We start from the raw sequence: 13,997 nt of genomic DNA on the forward strand, positions 1-13,997 counted from the left end.
GACGCATTACCCCGTCACGACACTTGTGCCGCAGCACGCAGAATCAACTGGGTTACCTCGTGCGGGTGTGACGCCAACGATGCATGACCCGCGTCGAGTTCCTCGATCTCGCGCGCACCGATGCGCTCTGCCATCCAACGCTCGGTCTCGGGAGGAATCATTCGGTCCTGCCCGGAAACCTGATACCAACTCGGCTTCCCACGCCACGCCGGCGGCCCTGATGGATCCGAGAAGCACTGACCCGCAATGGGTTTCTGCGTCAGCGCCATGACCAATGCCTCGGTATCGTCGAGGTCCTGACTGAAACTCTCCTGAAACTTGTCCGGGGTGATCCACAGGAAGCCCTCGGCGTCCGGCGCAATGTTCGCCGCTCCCGCAGGCTGATCAGTGCGAGCGAAGATGCTCCCCAGACTGTCCCCCTCGTCCGGTGCGAAGGCAGCGATATACACCAGTCCCACAACATTTTCCGCATGACCCGCGCCTGTGATCACCGCACCGCCGTACGAATGCCCGACCAGTAGCGTCGGGCCGTCCATCGATTCGGCCAACTTCCTGGTGCGGTCCACGTCGGCGGCCAGCGAAGTAAGTGGATTCTGAACCGCGATCACCCGATGCCCGGCGTTATGGAGAGTCGGTATGACGTGACGCCAATGAGAACCGTCTCCCCACGCTCCATGCACCAGAACGATGTTTACCTTCTCTGCCATGACCAACTCCTTCAGATACGCAGTGGGAACGAGCACTCCGACAATCGGCAAGCCTCCGAAAACTCGCCTTGCCTGTTACCCACGTTAAGGGGATCCTGGATCAATAACCATGACCAGATTGCCAAGTTTTTATGCAGAAACACCGAAATGTTCGAGACCTCCGGAGTGGCCGACCCATGACGACGACATCCTCACAGCGGTACGTACCCACCACCGACGAGACCCGAACCCGGGACACCCTCTCGCATGTTCTCGAAGTCGTTCACCTTCGCGGCGATCAGATTCATCGCTGCGTCCACAGTGAGAACTTCACCGTGGAGGTGCCGGCGGGAGTACGAGCACTTCACATCGCCGAGCGCGGTGACATAGTGATCAGAACCCACGGAAAGGAACCGATCGAACTCGGTCCAGGGGAACTCGTACTGTTACCCCATGGGCACGCACATACGATCGAGAATGCGGTTCCGGTCCTCCCGAGAACCGAAACACGGTGGCTTTTCGGAACTTTCACACTCGACGACGTTGCGGCTCAGCGACTGCTCTCGGTTCTACCGGACTTCGTCGAACTGCGTCCGACACAGTCGACCCCGGTCGAGTGGCTGGAGGTGAGCAGTCGCCTGTTGAGTGAGGAGGTGAACGATCCGAGACCTGGTTCCTCCGTGATGGTTTCCCCAATTCTCGACCTTCTCTTCGTCCAGATACTCAGAGCGTGGGCACGGGCGGACGGCTCGAACGGCGGATGGCTGACCGCCGCAATGGACCCACGAATCGGGCAGGCGCTCGAGGCCGTCCACAACGACCCCTCTCGCAACTGGAGCATCGACGAATTGGCGACACTGTCCACGCTGTCGAGATCGTCTTTCGCGGAGCGATTCTCGCGACTGGTCGGTCAGACGCCCGGCGCTTACATCACCGAACGCCGACTCGACCGCGCGGCCGAACTACTCGTGCAAACTACCGAGCCGGTCGGAACCATTGCGGTAACTGTCGGCTACGAATCCGATGCCGCGTTCAGCCGCGCCTTCCGTCGACGATTCGACGCCTCGCCGTTGAACTGGCGAAAATCCAACTTCCACAATCACTGACGTCAGGTCGCAGCGATTACACCGGCGACCGGAATCCGGCCGAGAACCGCAACGCGGAAATCCACCATCGCACGTTCCACGTGATTGGCGCTCGAGACCACAACCACGCCGGTCGCGCCTCGATCGGCGAGAATCCGCGCAGAGTTGAGCGCGTTCTCCACCGTCGACCACGACGTTCCTTCTTCGGTGATCCGGCCCGGGTCGACGCCGTTGGCAACCAGCCACTCACGCATCGCCCTGGCTTCGGTCACTCCGGCCTTCGGAGCCCCACCGCTCGTGATGATCGGAGATTGCGGGTACTGACGAGCCAGCTGCAATGCCGCCTGAAGTCGGTCGACCAGCATGGGACGCATCGTGCCGTCATCGAAGAGGCCGGCACCCAAGACGACGATGTTGGTGCCCACCGGGTTGAGGTCGAGCAGGACAGGCGACTGGCGCGTCAGCGTCTCAGCGCTCGTGCAGGCAAGAATGAGGGACCGCACCGGTGTTTGGCACCCACCCACCGTCGACAAGATTCCGTTGACGACCGTTGTCGGTGTGATGTCGGCGCTCGCCGTCGCCGGCGAAAGACCCACCCCAGCTGCGGCGATTACCGAAGCAGCGATCAAACCCTTCGTCACAGACCTGCGAACATTTGCCATGTAGCCGAACCCCCAGATTGTCGATTGTCCAGCCCACGGTAACGAATATTTGGCCGCGATTGCATCATTTGACTCAAATTTACTGTTCACTGACCGTCACACAGACTAAACATAAATATTGGGCAACAATTCGGATTCGAAACCGTCATCTACCAGCATCTCGAATCGACGCGCCCGCCTCATTACCTATCTGAGCAGCAGCGTCACCGAGAAGGTCGACAACGCTGAACGGCAACAATTGGTTGTCCCAGATCACGATGTTGCATCCAGGTGTTCCTGGTCGCCCGATCCCCCTGGCCATGTCTCCCGGCCGGATCTCCAGCCCTCCGGCTCGTTCACCGAGAACCACAGACGCGTCATGTTCGGGAAGCGTCCGCCTCGATGCCGATTGCGCGGCGCGCTCCCAGCGCCATGGTGACGCGCACGAGATCCTTCGGCGACGACAGGTCAAGTCCCGTCAGGGAACTCGCCTTCCGCAGGCGGTACACCACTGTGTTCGGATGTACGTGTAGCTGCCGGGCGGTGGCGGCTCGATCGAATCCGGAGTCGATGAAAGATTCGAGCGTCTCGAGTACCGCACTATCGGACTCCAACGGCAACAACACATCTGCCAGTATCGGTAGGGCAGCGCTGGGCCGCGTCAGTTGGTACTCGACTGCAAGATCTTCGAGACGGACTACGCCACTGGTGCGTCCGTACTTTCGGGCGACGTTCAGCACCTCGCGCGCCTGAGTCACGGCTGCAGGAACTGCGACCGGTGCGGCGATATGTACGGCGGCCACTGTGGACGCACCGATCACCTTTTCGAGATCCCCCAACCGTCGACACAGCGCCAGATACTGCGGGCTCGACGCCCAGTTTCCCTCTGCAGGTTCCGATTCCACGATAGGGATCAGCACGGCTCCGCCACTGCTCCCGAGCACTCCGAGGGCTTTGTCCCGCCCCACCTGATCCAGTTCGCGTTGCAGGTGGCGCACCTTTCTCCGCTCCGCGACGGCAGTATCCACCTCGGTCGAGGACTCGTCGTCGTTCCGCTCGACGTGCAGCGCCACCACCCAGTACAGGCGCGCCAACCTGATCCCCACCTCGTCGGAGACTCGATCCACATCGACACCCGTCGAAAGTGCTACGAACAGCGACCTTCGCGCCGAATCCTCGTCCGTCTGGGTGGCGTGGTCGGAACCGTAGCCGGCCAGAACCGCGGACGTGGAGGCCGCGGTGTATGCATTCAAGAGTCGTCCGGTGCGCGCAAGTGCAACACCGTCTTCCGGAACCGCCCATTCGCTGATCGTCTCCCACCACAACCCTGCGGCCAGGTGATATGCGCGCAGCACCTCACCGAGCGGAACCAATTCCTGCGCCCGTTGACGAGCCGATTCACTGATGTCGGCGAGCAACTCGGGCGCCAGATCTGCGCCCGTCCGGAGCATCGAGATGAACAGTTCCAGGTTTCGCCTCACGATAGTGGTGACGTCGTTACGCAACGCCTCGTCCGGGAGCAACCGGTAGAAGGTGACGTCGCGGTGAACCAGGTCGACCGTCGCCATGACCAGCGGATGGGTGCGTTGCGCCAAGCGATCGGCCAGAGATCTGCCGCCAACCAATATCGGCTCGAACGGCAGTTCTTTGTTCACAGACACAAAACCCTCCACAGAATTGAATTGCCATCACAAGGCCGACCTGCCTTTTTCCTATCACTATGTAACCCACGCCACTCTCGAATTCACAATCGGTGGCGTAACTGGAAGTCTCACTTTCGACCAATAGGAGCCTCGAGTGACGTTGAAGACGCGCAGCGCAGCCATTCTGGCAGGCGTCGTCGCTGCCGGTTCGATCGCCGCCATCGGGACCGGTGTGTCGAGCGCCGAGACGTCGGACAGTGTTGTCCAGTACGTCGCACTCGGCGATTCCGCGGCGGCCGGCCCACTGGTAAACGCACAGGACTCGTCGTCGCCGGGCTGCCTACGATCACTCGACAACTACCCTTCCGTAGTGGCGCAAAGACTCGGCGCTCAACTCACGGACGTGACCTGCTCGTCGGCGCGATCCGCCAACGTCACGGACACCGCACAACCGACGTTCTCCGGTCAAGTACCGCCGCAGGCAACAGCATTGGGTCCTGACACCGACCTCGTCACCATCACCATCGGCGCCAACGACATCTCGTTGTTCCCGACAGTTCTCAGCTGTGTCAATCCACTTCCCGAACCCACCGGAACTTCCTGCCGTGACAAGTTCACCGCGGGTGGCGTAGATCAGCAGCGACACATGATCGAAAATGCCTCCGCGGGTTGGGGTTCCATGATCGAATCGGTTCGCGACGGTGCGCCATCGGCACGCATCGTCGTGATCGGATACGGGACATACATCGCCACCGGCGGATGCCCCGGCACCCAACCGTTCTGGCCTCGCGACGCCGACTATCTCCAGAGTGTGATCGACTACGGCAACACTGTCATGGCAGCGACCGCTGCCCGTCACGACGTCGAGTACATCGACATCACCGAAGCCACTGCCGGACATGACATCTGCACGGATCCGGCAACCGCGTTCTACACCGGAATCGTCCCGAACCAGCCGGCGGTTCCACTGCATCCCACCGCAGCCGGAATGCAAGCCATCGGCAACGCCGTCGCCGACGCTCTGTCCTGAGCCCCTCCCCAGCACAATTCATTCAGCACTCGCGAAAAGGGTGGAACAACCATGTCAATTCAACGAGACGCTCCACCGCTGCCGTCCGTCGACGGCGCCCCCGTCGGAACCCGTGACAAACTGCTCGGCGGCACACTCGTCGCACTGTTTCTCGCAAACATGCTCAACTTCTTCGACCGGGCGATCCCCTCGGTCGTCGCCGAGCCGATCAAGAACGAGTTTTCGCTCAGCGACCTGCAATTGGGATTGATCACCTCTGCCTTCACCCTCGTCTACGCGATCGCCGGGCTGCCGCTGGGCCGGTTGGCCGACACGAAGAACCGACCCAAGATCATCGGCATCGGCCTCCTGGTGTGGAGCGGCCTGACGGCAGCAACCGGTGCCGCCGGCAGCTACGTGCTGTTCATCCTTGCGCGTCTGGGTGTCGGCGTCGGCGAAGCGACGTTCACACCTGCGGCAAACTCCATGATCGGCGATATGTACCCGGCGGAACGACGCTCGCGTGCTCTCGGCGTCTTCATGCTCGGCTTGCCGATCGGTCTGATGCTCGCGTACTTCACCGTCGGCAAGATCGCAGAGGCCTTCGACAGCTGGCGGGCACCGTTCTTCCTCGCCGCGATTCCCGGTGTCCTTCTGGCAGTTGTCCTCTACCGCATGGCAGATCCGGTTCGTGGTGGTTCCGAAAGTCCGGAGGCCCGCGCAGCCGCTGTGTCACAGGCACCGATCACGCGACCGATCCGTCGCCTGCTTGCAATTCCCACGCTCCGCTGGCTCATCCTTGCCGGACTGACCTTCAACTTCGCTGCCTACGCGGTCAATTCGTTCGTCGTCCCGCTTCTGATGCGCCAGTACCACCTGAAACTGACTGCTGCAGCGTCGGTCACCGGCATCATCGTCGGTATCACCGGCCTGATCGGATTGGTTCTCGGCGCCAAGTACGCAGACAAGGCCAGCGCACGCTCACCGCGGGCACGCTTGATGATCGGCGTGGGAACCTCGGCATTGGCAGCGCCTTTGACGGCGTTGGCACTTCTGCAACACGGCGGGAGCGTCGTGATGTTCACGCTCTTGTTCTCGGCCGGTTGGCTTCTGGCCTACGGCTTCTACATCAGCGTCTACCCTGCAATTCACGATGTCGTGGTTCCCAGGCTTCGCGGCACTGCGACAGCACTGTTCTTCGCTGCCATGTATCTTCTCGGCGGGTTCTCGGGACCTGTTGCTGTAGGCGCGATTTCGGACTGGTTCGCCAAGCGTGCGCTTGCCGACGCCGGTACCGGAAAATTGGCTCAGTACGCCGGCGACGGGCTGAACTCGGCAATGTATCTCGTGCCGATCATGTTGGCACTCACCGCGGTATTCATCTACCTGGCTACGCGCACCGTCGGCAAGGACTCCGCGCGCATGCAAGCAGAACTGAGCCAGGCCTGATCAACTAGCTCACGGCGGTGGCGGGGCTCCCGAAGCCCCGCCACCGAAGTCAGTTCACCGTGATCGCAAGAGTCGACAGCACGGACCGCAGCATGTCCGGCAAGCGAGCGATCATTCGCTGCTCGGTAATCCGAACGGACACCGGCGCCGCCAGCGTCGATCGCCACAGTTCCGGCTGATTCTTCATCAAGTTGTTGTAGACCGGGAGCAACTGATCGTTGATGTAGGTCCAACGACCGCCCCGGTCAGCCCAGTTGAAGTCCGGAAGCGGTGTTTTCACAACGGCATTGCCCGCCGCGAACGAGAGTGGGTTCGACTCACGCGGCGGCACGACGCCCGGCATGGACGGTGATGCGGCGAAGGTGGTCAGGTAAGTCAACGAGCGACCGACGCTGCCACGGTAGGCCTTTGCCTCGTCCCACTGATCACCCACCGACTGGTACTGCTCCCGCCGCAGCAGACGCACGTTGCCGTCGAACACCGCCTCCGGTGTCCCCGATGCGATGTTGGTCCACGCGGTACGGGCGTTCTCGTCGAGCAGCCCCGCACGATCGAGTTCGGCAATGCCGTCGACGCCGTCGTGAACCCACGCCATGTGCATCGGAATCAGATCCGAGAAGATGTGTTTGCTCATCGCGATCACCTTGCCCTGGAACCACATCACGTCCTCGGGACGAATCTCGTGGCCGACCTGGAGGAGCGCCGCGATGTCCTCGGGCGCTCCCATCGACGTCGTGATCGGCGATCCGACGCGGTCGACCTCTCGCCACACCAGTGCCATCGCTTCGCTGATCGCCTGGACTTCCAACACCACTCGCCCGTAGTCCAAGTCGAGCAGGCCACCGGCGAAAGCGGGCCCGACCATTCCGCCCATACCTGCCCACTGCAGTTCTCGATGCTCGAGTTGGAGTCGCTCGTAGAACTGGAAAGTGTTGGTCAGGTTTCCGAGATTCGCGTGTACCCCGTCGAACGGCGTCCACGACGCGAGATCGATACCTGCGGATTCAGTTCCCACTGCGAGCCAGTACTGCTTGAGGAGGGTCTGATAGCGGTACGGGTCTACACCCGACGCTCGGGCAGCATCGACCAGACTCCGCAGCGTCGCGGAATCCGACGGGAGTAGCGGATGCAGACCGCCCGCTGCTTCGGCGTTTGCGTTCACTGCTTCGAGGTCGAGGTACCTGTCCAGGTCACCAGTGCCCGCGGACGCCCGGCTTCCCAGTACGACCGCACCTCCGATACCTGCCGAAGCGACGAGAACTGCGCGCGCAAAATCCCTGCGCGTCAGAGACTTCCGCATGCTCATCACCCTTCGGCTTCGTCGAAGGTCTTTGCCAACCAGGCAATGTCCTGCATACCCAACTGATCGGTCACCGTCTTGTAGAGATTGGTCACGTAATCGAGCGGCCCGCACTGCGAGGGGATCAGGTCCACGTCTGCACCGCCTGTGCGATACGTCTGCGCCAATTGTTCTGCCTCGCTGAAGGGGACGAGAAAATCGTCCTCACAGGAGGAGATCAGAAGCTTGGAAGCCGGCGCCTGCTTTCCCAACGTGTTGTCCGCGTACGCCGCCGCCAGGGCCGGGATCGTTCGGGGAGCCGGGTTGGTGAGCAGGACGTCGAAGGGAACGAACGGGAGCCCGAGGTACAGCGCCTGGCACGAAGCGCGGAAGGCGCCGGCCACGTTGTGCCCGATCGGAGTGAGGTGATCATCGAGACGGATGTCGGGGTAACCCGCGTCGAATCCGAGAATGCTCGAGAAGACGAATCCCGAACCGATCCCTCCGGCCGCCGTCTCCTCGAACGTTGCCGGATCGATCATCATCGCCTGGATGGCACTGGCCTGGACGTTCAGTTCCGGCGCGTAGTCGTGCGCCTGTTCCGCGGCAAAACCTGCTGCGACACCGCCTCCGGCGACGCCGTAGATACCCACAGGTGTATCCGATTCGAGGCCGGCTTCAGGAAGCGCGAGCGCTGCCCGCACACCGTCGAGCGTCGCCTTGCCCGAGAACTGTCCGATCGAGAACGGGTGAGGAGCCGTGTCGCCGTCGTTGCCGACGTCGCTCATCATCACTGCCCAGCCGTGACCGAACATCTGCGCCACCGGGCCGAGCGCCGAGAACATCGCGGGGTCGCTCTGGTTTCCACCGGTCCACTGATGACTGGGCGCGCAGTTCGCGCCCAGGCTGTCGTTCGCCTCGGCGTATCCGATGATCTTGCGTTCACCTGGTGCAGTGCCGTCCTCGGGGATCATCAGAATCCCGGTGCTGATCACCTGTCGACCGAAATGATCAGTGGTTGTGTACATGAGCTGGTGAGCCGAAACGACGTCCGGGCGTACCTGGTAAACCTGAACGCTCACCGGACGCGCCTTGAGAAGAGTCCCTGGGGCGGTGCCGGGCTCGATTTCAGGCTCGTCGAACCACGGATCGTCGGACGAGAGCCCGAGTGGAGTCAGTTCGGTCGAGATGTCGGCGCCCTGAAGTGCCTTCACGACCAACGGGTTGAACACGTCGGCCAGGTCGACGGTCTCCTGCGCACCAGCCGGCGACCCCACCGCAAACAAGGCCACTGCCAGGGCCGATGCCGTTCCGGCGCGCCATGACCACCGTCGCCACGTCGAGTCAAACATCGTTCACGGGTTCCTTACTTTCGGGTAATGAGCACCCCTACACTCCCATTCACCTGCATTAACAGACAAGTCGGGCACCGATCCCTTGGCTGAATACCTCGATCGGGCACAGGCTGACGGCACCTGTTCGGCAAGTCTGCTGTGAGTGTTTCGGCTCGAACCATTGATCGCCCCCGACTGGTTCGACGGCCACCCGCTATGTCGTCGCGACGGCCGTGCTGACAATGCGCCCTGGTCACCACGCGCCCTTGTCGACAGACGGCGAAAAACAGGCGGCGGACTTGACGCTGTCTTCGGCGTCCACTACGGCAAGACGTCCACTACGGCAAGAGAATGCCCTCCTGCAGTATCCAACTCTCCGGATACCGCAGGAGGGCTCATCCCCGGGCGCAGAACGCGACCCTTGGGGCGCGACACATCTCCCTCAAAAGGGTGCGCCATTCGTTCAATGTGGCGCCGGCGTGCCGCAAGCTCGGGGATCGACAGCGATCCTGTTTCGGTGTTGCTTCAGCATGGCAATCTGCGCTCGGCTGCACACGGGCCGAATGGCCTGTTCGGCTACCTGTATCCGCCCGGTATCGAATCGCCGACGACCGGGACACGGCAGCCAGTTGCCTTCAAGCGGCACCAATCGGCGCCGACTGCGTCGGTGGTCGTACTGCGTCGGTATCCGTACTGCGTCGGTCCGTAAAACAGGTATGCCACCGGGCCATTGAGCCGTTGTCGGCGATCGCGAAGAGCGGCCAATCTTGCCATGCCTCGAAATCATGACGTCGAAGCCAGGACCTTCACACACCGTCCGCCTCAATCACATGTCAGCACTGACGATTTCGCGAAACGCGTTGCGCAACACACCAGCCGCACGTCGAACCGCAATCGCTGTCCGTCAGACCGATCAAGGAAAACAATCATGGGAAATCACCGGAGAAACAATCGTTCTCACACCGCACGGTTCGTCACGATAGCCGCGGGAGCAGGCGCTCTCACAGTTGCCGGCGCAATCGTCGACACGGGCGTAGCCAGCGCACACGATTGGTCACAAGTGGCCATGTGCGAGAGTTCCGGAGACTGGAACATCAACACCGGCAACGGCTTCTACGGAGGGCTCCAGTTCACACAGTCGACGTGGGACGCATACAAACCGGAGGGTGCACCGGCTCGCGCCGACATGGCGTCGGTTGCCGATCAAGTCGCGGCTGCGGAGACAACCCTCTCAGCTCAGGGCATCGGTGCATGGCCGGTGTGTGGCGCCTACCTCGGCTGGGGTGGCACCACCCCAGATTCGTCCACTCGGACTCCATCGACCGAAGAGTCCGCCGAGGCTCTCCAGATGGCACCGGCGGCACCGCAGGCCGACAACATATGCAGGTGGGAATGGCCGGTCGACGGGATCATCTCCCAGGGATTCCATCCTGGGCACGACGGTACGGATTTCGCGGTCGATGTGGGGACCGTGCTCCATGCCCCGACCTCGGGCTCGATCTCAGTTGCCGGACCGTACGATCCCGGCGGATACGGAACTTACATCCAGCTGGAAGCGAACACCGGCGAACAGATCCAGATGGGACACCTCTCCGAAACCTGGGTGAGCGAAGGCGATCATGTCGAGGTCGGTGACAAGATCGGCGCTACGGGCAACACCGGGAGTTCGACCGGTCCGCATCTTCATATCCGCATTCACAACGGCGACGCTGTCGATCCTGTCGGCTTCCTGAAATCGGCGGGAGCATGCGACACAGCAGCGGGCGACGCGGTGACCGTGTCCGCGGGCGATACGTTGTCCAACCTGGCCTCTGCGAAAGGGTTTCGTTGGCAGGATGTTTGGGCTGCTAATGCCTGGATCGCCGATCCCGACCGGATATTCGTGGGGGATGTGATCAAATTCTGAAGCATGGCCGACTACAGGTAGTCGCACGAACCGAGAAGGTGCGTATCGGGTCGGCGACTGGTGGCGGCATCTATTGTCGGAAGTGTGACGGAATCCGACGCCCACGAAGGCTCGACTGAATCGACGACGGCTGGTCATCCGAGAAAACGTCCACTGTGGCGTGAGATTCTCATTCTCGTTGTCGTCGCCCTGGTTCTGAGTGTCGTCATTCAGAACTTCGTCGGACGCATATTTCTGATCCCGTCCGAGTCCATGGAACCGACGCTGCACGGATGCACCGGATGCACGGGCGACAAGATCCTCGTCGACAGGATCAGCTATCGATTCGGGGATCCGCAGCCGGGGGATGTAATCGTGTTCAAAGGGCCCGAATCCTGGAACGACGAGTATCGATCCATTCGATCCGACAATTCGGTGGTTCGAGCGTTTCAGGGACTCGGGTCCGTCGTCGGCTTGGTCCCCCCGGACGAAAACGACCTCGTGAAGCGGGTTGTCGCGGTCGGAGGCCAAACCGTACAGTGCCTGTCCGAGGAAGAGGGGCTCAGAGTGAACGGCGAGCCGCTGACGGAGCCGTACATCGACAATCGCATCTCGGGCAACGGCATCCCTTGTCAGGGAATACATTTCGGCCCGATCACCGTTCCCGACGGGAACCTGTGGGTAATGGGCGACAACCGTGCCCATTCGAAGGATTCACGTTTCCATCTCGATGACGAACACAGAGGAATGGTGCCGATCGACAATGTCATCGGCAAGGTTCAACTGGTCGTCCTTCCCTTCTCACGGTGGGGAACTGTGAGCTCGTTCGATCCGCAGTGACAGATCGAATCAAGCAGGTAGCCCGCATCTTCGGACTACACAGTCGACACGACTCCGCATTCGGACGATCATCGAGCACATCTGTTGCCGAAGGTAGGAGAACCACATGCGTACACGACGCATCACCGCCAATCTCAAAGTCGCCGATGTCGGAACCGCCAGTAGCTTCTACTCCGACTATCTCGGCCTGAGCACCGAAGAGTTCAACTTGGGATGGGTCGCTCGCTATACCTCCCCCCACACCGGCGCGCACGTACAGCTCGTCACGCACGACGCCACCGCGGCCGAAGACTCGGTCATCTCCGTCCACACGGATGACGTCGACGGCGCCTACGAAGAGGCGCGAAAGCTCGGCTACGAAATCGTGCACCCCATCACGACCGAAGAGTGGGGTGTTCGCCGATTCCTCGTCCGGGCACCCGACGGCAACGTCGTCAACATCGTGCGACACCGGGACTGAGCACTCGAAAACGCCATTCGACGTTTTAGGTCATTTGACCTAGAGTTGAGTGCATGACCGATTCATTGCAGTACTCAGCCGACGGCCCGATCCTCGTGGCCGGCGGATACGGAACCGTGGGCAGCGCTCTGACCGCCCTGCTCGCCGCAGACTTCCCGCTGCTCCTCACCGGGCGCACCCCCGAGCGCGGCAACGAACTGGCTCGCCGTCACGGCGCCTCCGTTCGTCGTTGGGACCTCCTCGACCCGACGCCCTTCGACGCGTCGGTACGCGCGGTCGTGTCGACGGTCAACGATCCCCACGATCGTGTGTTGTCCGCCGCCGTCGAGGCCGGAATTCCCTACGTGGACATCACCCGCTGGACATCCCGCGTCGCTCGCGCCGCCACTCTGGCCGGCCAGATGTCGCCGAAGGCACCGGTGTACCTCTCGTCCGGATGGATGGGCGGCGTCACCAACATCGTCACCGCAGCATTGGCCGAGGAACTCGGTGGCGCAACCACCGTCGACGTCTCGATTCGCTACGACGTCAACGATATTGCCGGGCTCGACTCCGTCGACTTCATCGATCGCCTCGGCCAGGATTTCGAGGTGATGCAGAACGGCAACCCGATCACCGTCAGCCCGTTGACCGATACACGCTGGATCGACTTTCCCGGTTCTCGTACCAAGGTCGGAAGAATCGACACTCCGGAACAATTCACATTTCCCATGACATTGGGCACCGAAACTGCCAGTACTCGAATCGGTTTCAGTTCGAATGCATCCACCACCGCCCTACTTGCCGCCAAGAAGGTGGGCCTGTTTCGTTGGGGTCGCGGCGACCGCTTCACACCCCTACGACGTGGACTCCTGTACTCGCCCGGCAAGGGCGGGAGTGCGCAAGTACGCATCGACGTCACCGGTCCGAGGGGCACGACGAGCGCAACGATCGTAGATCCGCAGGGACAGGCTCACCTCACCGCGGTGGGCGGCGCGCTCGCCGTCAGGCGCGCCTCGAGCGGCGATGCTCGGCCGGGAGTTGCTTTCCCCGAGTCGCTTCCGAACCCGCGCAGCACCGTCTCCGAGTTGGAGAACTTCGGGGTGGCAGTATTGCGGGCATGACCCCCTCCAAGGGTGCCGCCCGCGCGGCAGCACTTCTCGACGCAGCAGAACAGGTCCTCACCACGCAGGGCAATGCCAACTCGGCAATGCGCGATTTCGCAGCCGCGGCCGGCGTGCGGGTGGGGCATCTGCAGCACTACTACCCCACCCGCGCAGATCTGATACGCGCAGTGATGTCACGTGCATTGACCCGTTCACTGGATCGCCTTGCCGTCGTCACCGATACGGATCAGAGCTTGTCCCGCGAGGAATCCGAACACTTCATCGCAGTCCTGCTCGGAGAACAGGACGACGAGGCAACAGTGCGCTTGTACGTCGAAGTATGGGCGATTGCTGCGGCAGACGAGGAAGTGGCCGTGGTGGTTCGAGACTTCTACGCGCAGTACATCGCACACGTGGAGCGCGCTGTTGCGTGTGCACAACCGGATCTGGATGCGGTGGACCTCAGCGCAACGGCCCAGACCATCGTGAGCCTGCTCGAGGGTTCCGCCGTTCTCCGCTCGGGAATCACCGGCCGAAAGTCCGAGGCTTCGGACCGAAAGCTGGTGAACACGCTCCAGTACCTGATTCACGGGTCCTGACT

General features: G+C 61.9%; 14 protein-coding genes. 9 read left to right on the plus strand and 5 right to left on the minus strand.

The window, feature by feature from the left end; genetic code table 11:
* Nucleotides 1-14 precede the first annotated feature (14 nt).
* Nucleotides 15-707, minus strand: a complete 693-nt coding sequence (locus tag I7X09_RS17485) for an alpha/beta fold hydrolase (RefSeq protein ID WP_124568092.1) — start codon at nt 705-707, stop codon at nt 15-17.
* Between the two features lie 176 nt (nt 708-883).
* Between I7X09_RS17485 and I7X09_RS17490 the strand changes: the two genes are divergently transcribed.
* Nucleotides 884-1,792: an AraC family transcriptional regulator gene (locus I7X09_RS17490; RefSeq protein ID WP_200313133.1), complete on the plus strand. Its 909-nt coding sequence runs from the start codon at nt 884-886 to the stop codon at nt 1,790-1,792.
* 2 nt (nt 1,793-1,794) lie between these two features.
* On the opposite strand, the gene I7X09_RS17495 is transcribed toward I7X09_RS17490, so the two are convergent.
* Nucleotides 1,795-2,523, minus strand: a complete 729-nt coding sequence (locus I7X09_RS17495) for a YdcF family protein (RefSeq protein ID WP_166812686.1) — start codon at nt 2,521-2,523, stop codon at nt 1,795-1,797.
* A gap of 266 nt (nt 2,524-2,789) precedes the next feature.
* Nucleotides 2,790-4,073 carry a PucR family transcriptional regulator gene (locus I7X09_RS17500; protein WP_200313134.1) on the minus strand — a complete coding sequence of 428 codons (1,284 nt, stop codon included), beginning with the start codon at nt 4,071-4,073 and terminating at the stop codon, nt 2,790-2,792.
* A 136-nt stretch (nt 4,074-4,209) separates the two neighbouring features.
* On the opposite strand from I7X09_RS17500, the gene I7X09_RS17505 reads away from it, so the two are divergent.
* Both I7X09_RS17505 and I7X09_RS17510 read left to right on the plus strand, forming a co-directional pair.
* The gene (locus I7X09_RS17505; protein ID WP_200313135.1) at nt 4,210-5,085 is read left to right on the plus strand and encodes an SGNH/GDSL hydrolase family protein; all 876 of its coding nucleotides are present in this window, start codon (nt 4,210-4,212) and stop codon (nt 5,083-5,085) included.
* Between the two features lie 51 nt (nt 5,086-5,136).
* Nucleotides 5,137-6,513: a spinster family MFS transporter gene (locus I7X09_RS17510; RefSeq protein WP_200313136.1), complete on the plus strand. Its 1,377-nt coding sequence runs from the start codon at nt 5,137-5,139 to the stop codon at nt 6,511-6,513.
* A gap of 49 nt (nt 6,514-6,562) precedes the next feature.
* Here I7X09_RS17510 and I7X09_RS17515 read toward each other — a convergent pair whose 3' ends face one another.
* Both I7X09_RS17515 and I7X09_RS17520 read right to left on the minus strand, forming a co-directional pair.
* Nucleotides 6,563-7,813 (minus strand): Tat pathway signal protein, encoded by a 1,251-nt coding sequence (locus tag I7X09_RS17515; protein WP_234036613.1) that lies wholly within the window; start codon nt 7,811-7,813, stop codon nt 6,563-6,565.
* A gap of 5 nt (nt 7,814-7,818) precedes the next feature.
* Nucleotides 7,819-9,144: a lipase family protein gene (locus I7X09_RS17520; RefSeq protein WP_200313138.1), complete on the minus strand. Its 1,326-nt coding sequence runs from the start codon at nt 9,142-9,144 to the stop codon at nt 7,819-7,821.
* Between the two features lie 499 nt (nt 9,145-9,643).
* On the opposite strand from I7X09_RS17520, the gene I7X09_RS17525 reads away from it, so the two are divergent.
* The 6 genes from I7X09_RS17525 to I7X09_RS17555 all read left to right on the plus strand — a co-directional run bounded on the left by I7X09_RS17525 (nt 9,644) and on the right by I7X09_RS17555 (nt 13,995).
* Nucleotides 9,644-9,835 carry a hypothetical protein gene (locus I7X09_RS17525; RefSeq protein WP_143538729.1) on the plus strand — a complete coding sequence of 64 codons (192 nt, stop codon included), beginning with the start codon at nt 9,644-9,646 and terminating at the stop codon, nt 9,833-9,835.
* A 219-nt stretch (nt 9,836-10,054) separates the two neighbouring features.
* The gene (locus I7X09_RS29765; RefSeq protein WP_442800575.1) at nt 10,055-11,032 is read left to right on the plus strand and encodes a transglycosylase family protein; all 978 of its coding nucleotides are present in this window, start codon (nt 10,055-10,057) and stop codon (nt 11,030-11,032) included.
* An 84-nt stretch (nt 11,033-11,116) separates the two neighbouring features.
* Nucleotides 11,117-11,851: a signal peptidase I gene (lepB, locus tag I7X09_RS17540; RefSeq protein ID WP_200313139.1), complete on the plus strand. Its 735-nt coding sequence runs from the start codon at nt 11,117-11,119 to the stop codon at nt 11,849-11,851.
* 106 nt (nt 11,852-11,957) lie between these two features.
* Nucleotides 11,958-12,311 carry a VOC family protein gene (locus I7X09_RS17545; protein ID WP_095972811.1) on the plus strand — a complete coding sequence of 118 codons (354 nt, stop codon included), beginning with the start codon at nt 11,958-11,960 and terminating at the stop codon, nt 12,309-12,311.
* Nucleotides 12,312-12,364: 53 nt separating this feature from the next.
* Complete coding sequence (locus I7X09_RS17550; protein WP_095972812.1) at nt 12,365-13,414, plus strand: saccharopine dehydrogenase family protein; 1,050 nt, start codon at nt 12,365-12,367, stop codon at nt 13,412-13,414.
* The gene (locus I7X09_RS17555) at nt 13,411-13,995 is read left to right on the plus strand and encodes a TetR/AcrR family transcriptional regulator (protein ID WP_095972813.1); all 585 of its coding nucleotides are present in this window, start codon (nt 13,411-13,413) and stop codon (nt 13,993-13,995) included. The genes I7X09_RS17550 and I7X09_RS17555 overlap by 4 nt, the downstream gene beginning before the upstream one ends.
* Nucleotides 13,996-13,997 lie beyond the last annotated feature (2 nt).

The sequence above is a fragment of the Rhodococcus sp. P-2 genome, assembly GCF_016598535.1.
In the GTDB taxonomy this organism is placed as follows: domain Bacteria; phylum Actinomycetota; class Actinomycetes; order Mycobacteriales; family Mycobacteriaceae; genus Rhodococcus_F; species Rhodococcus_F baikonurensis.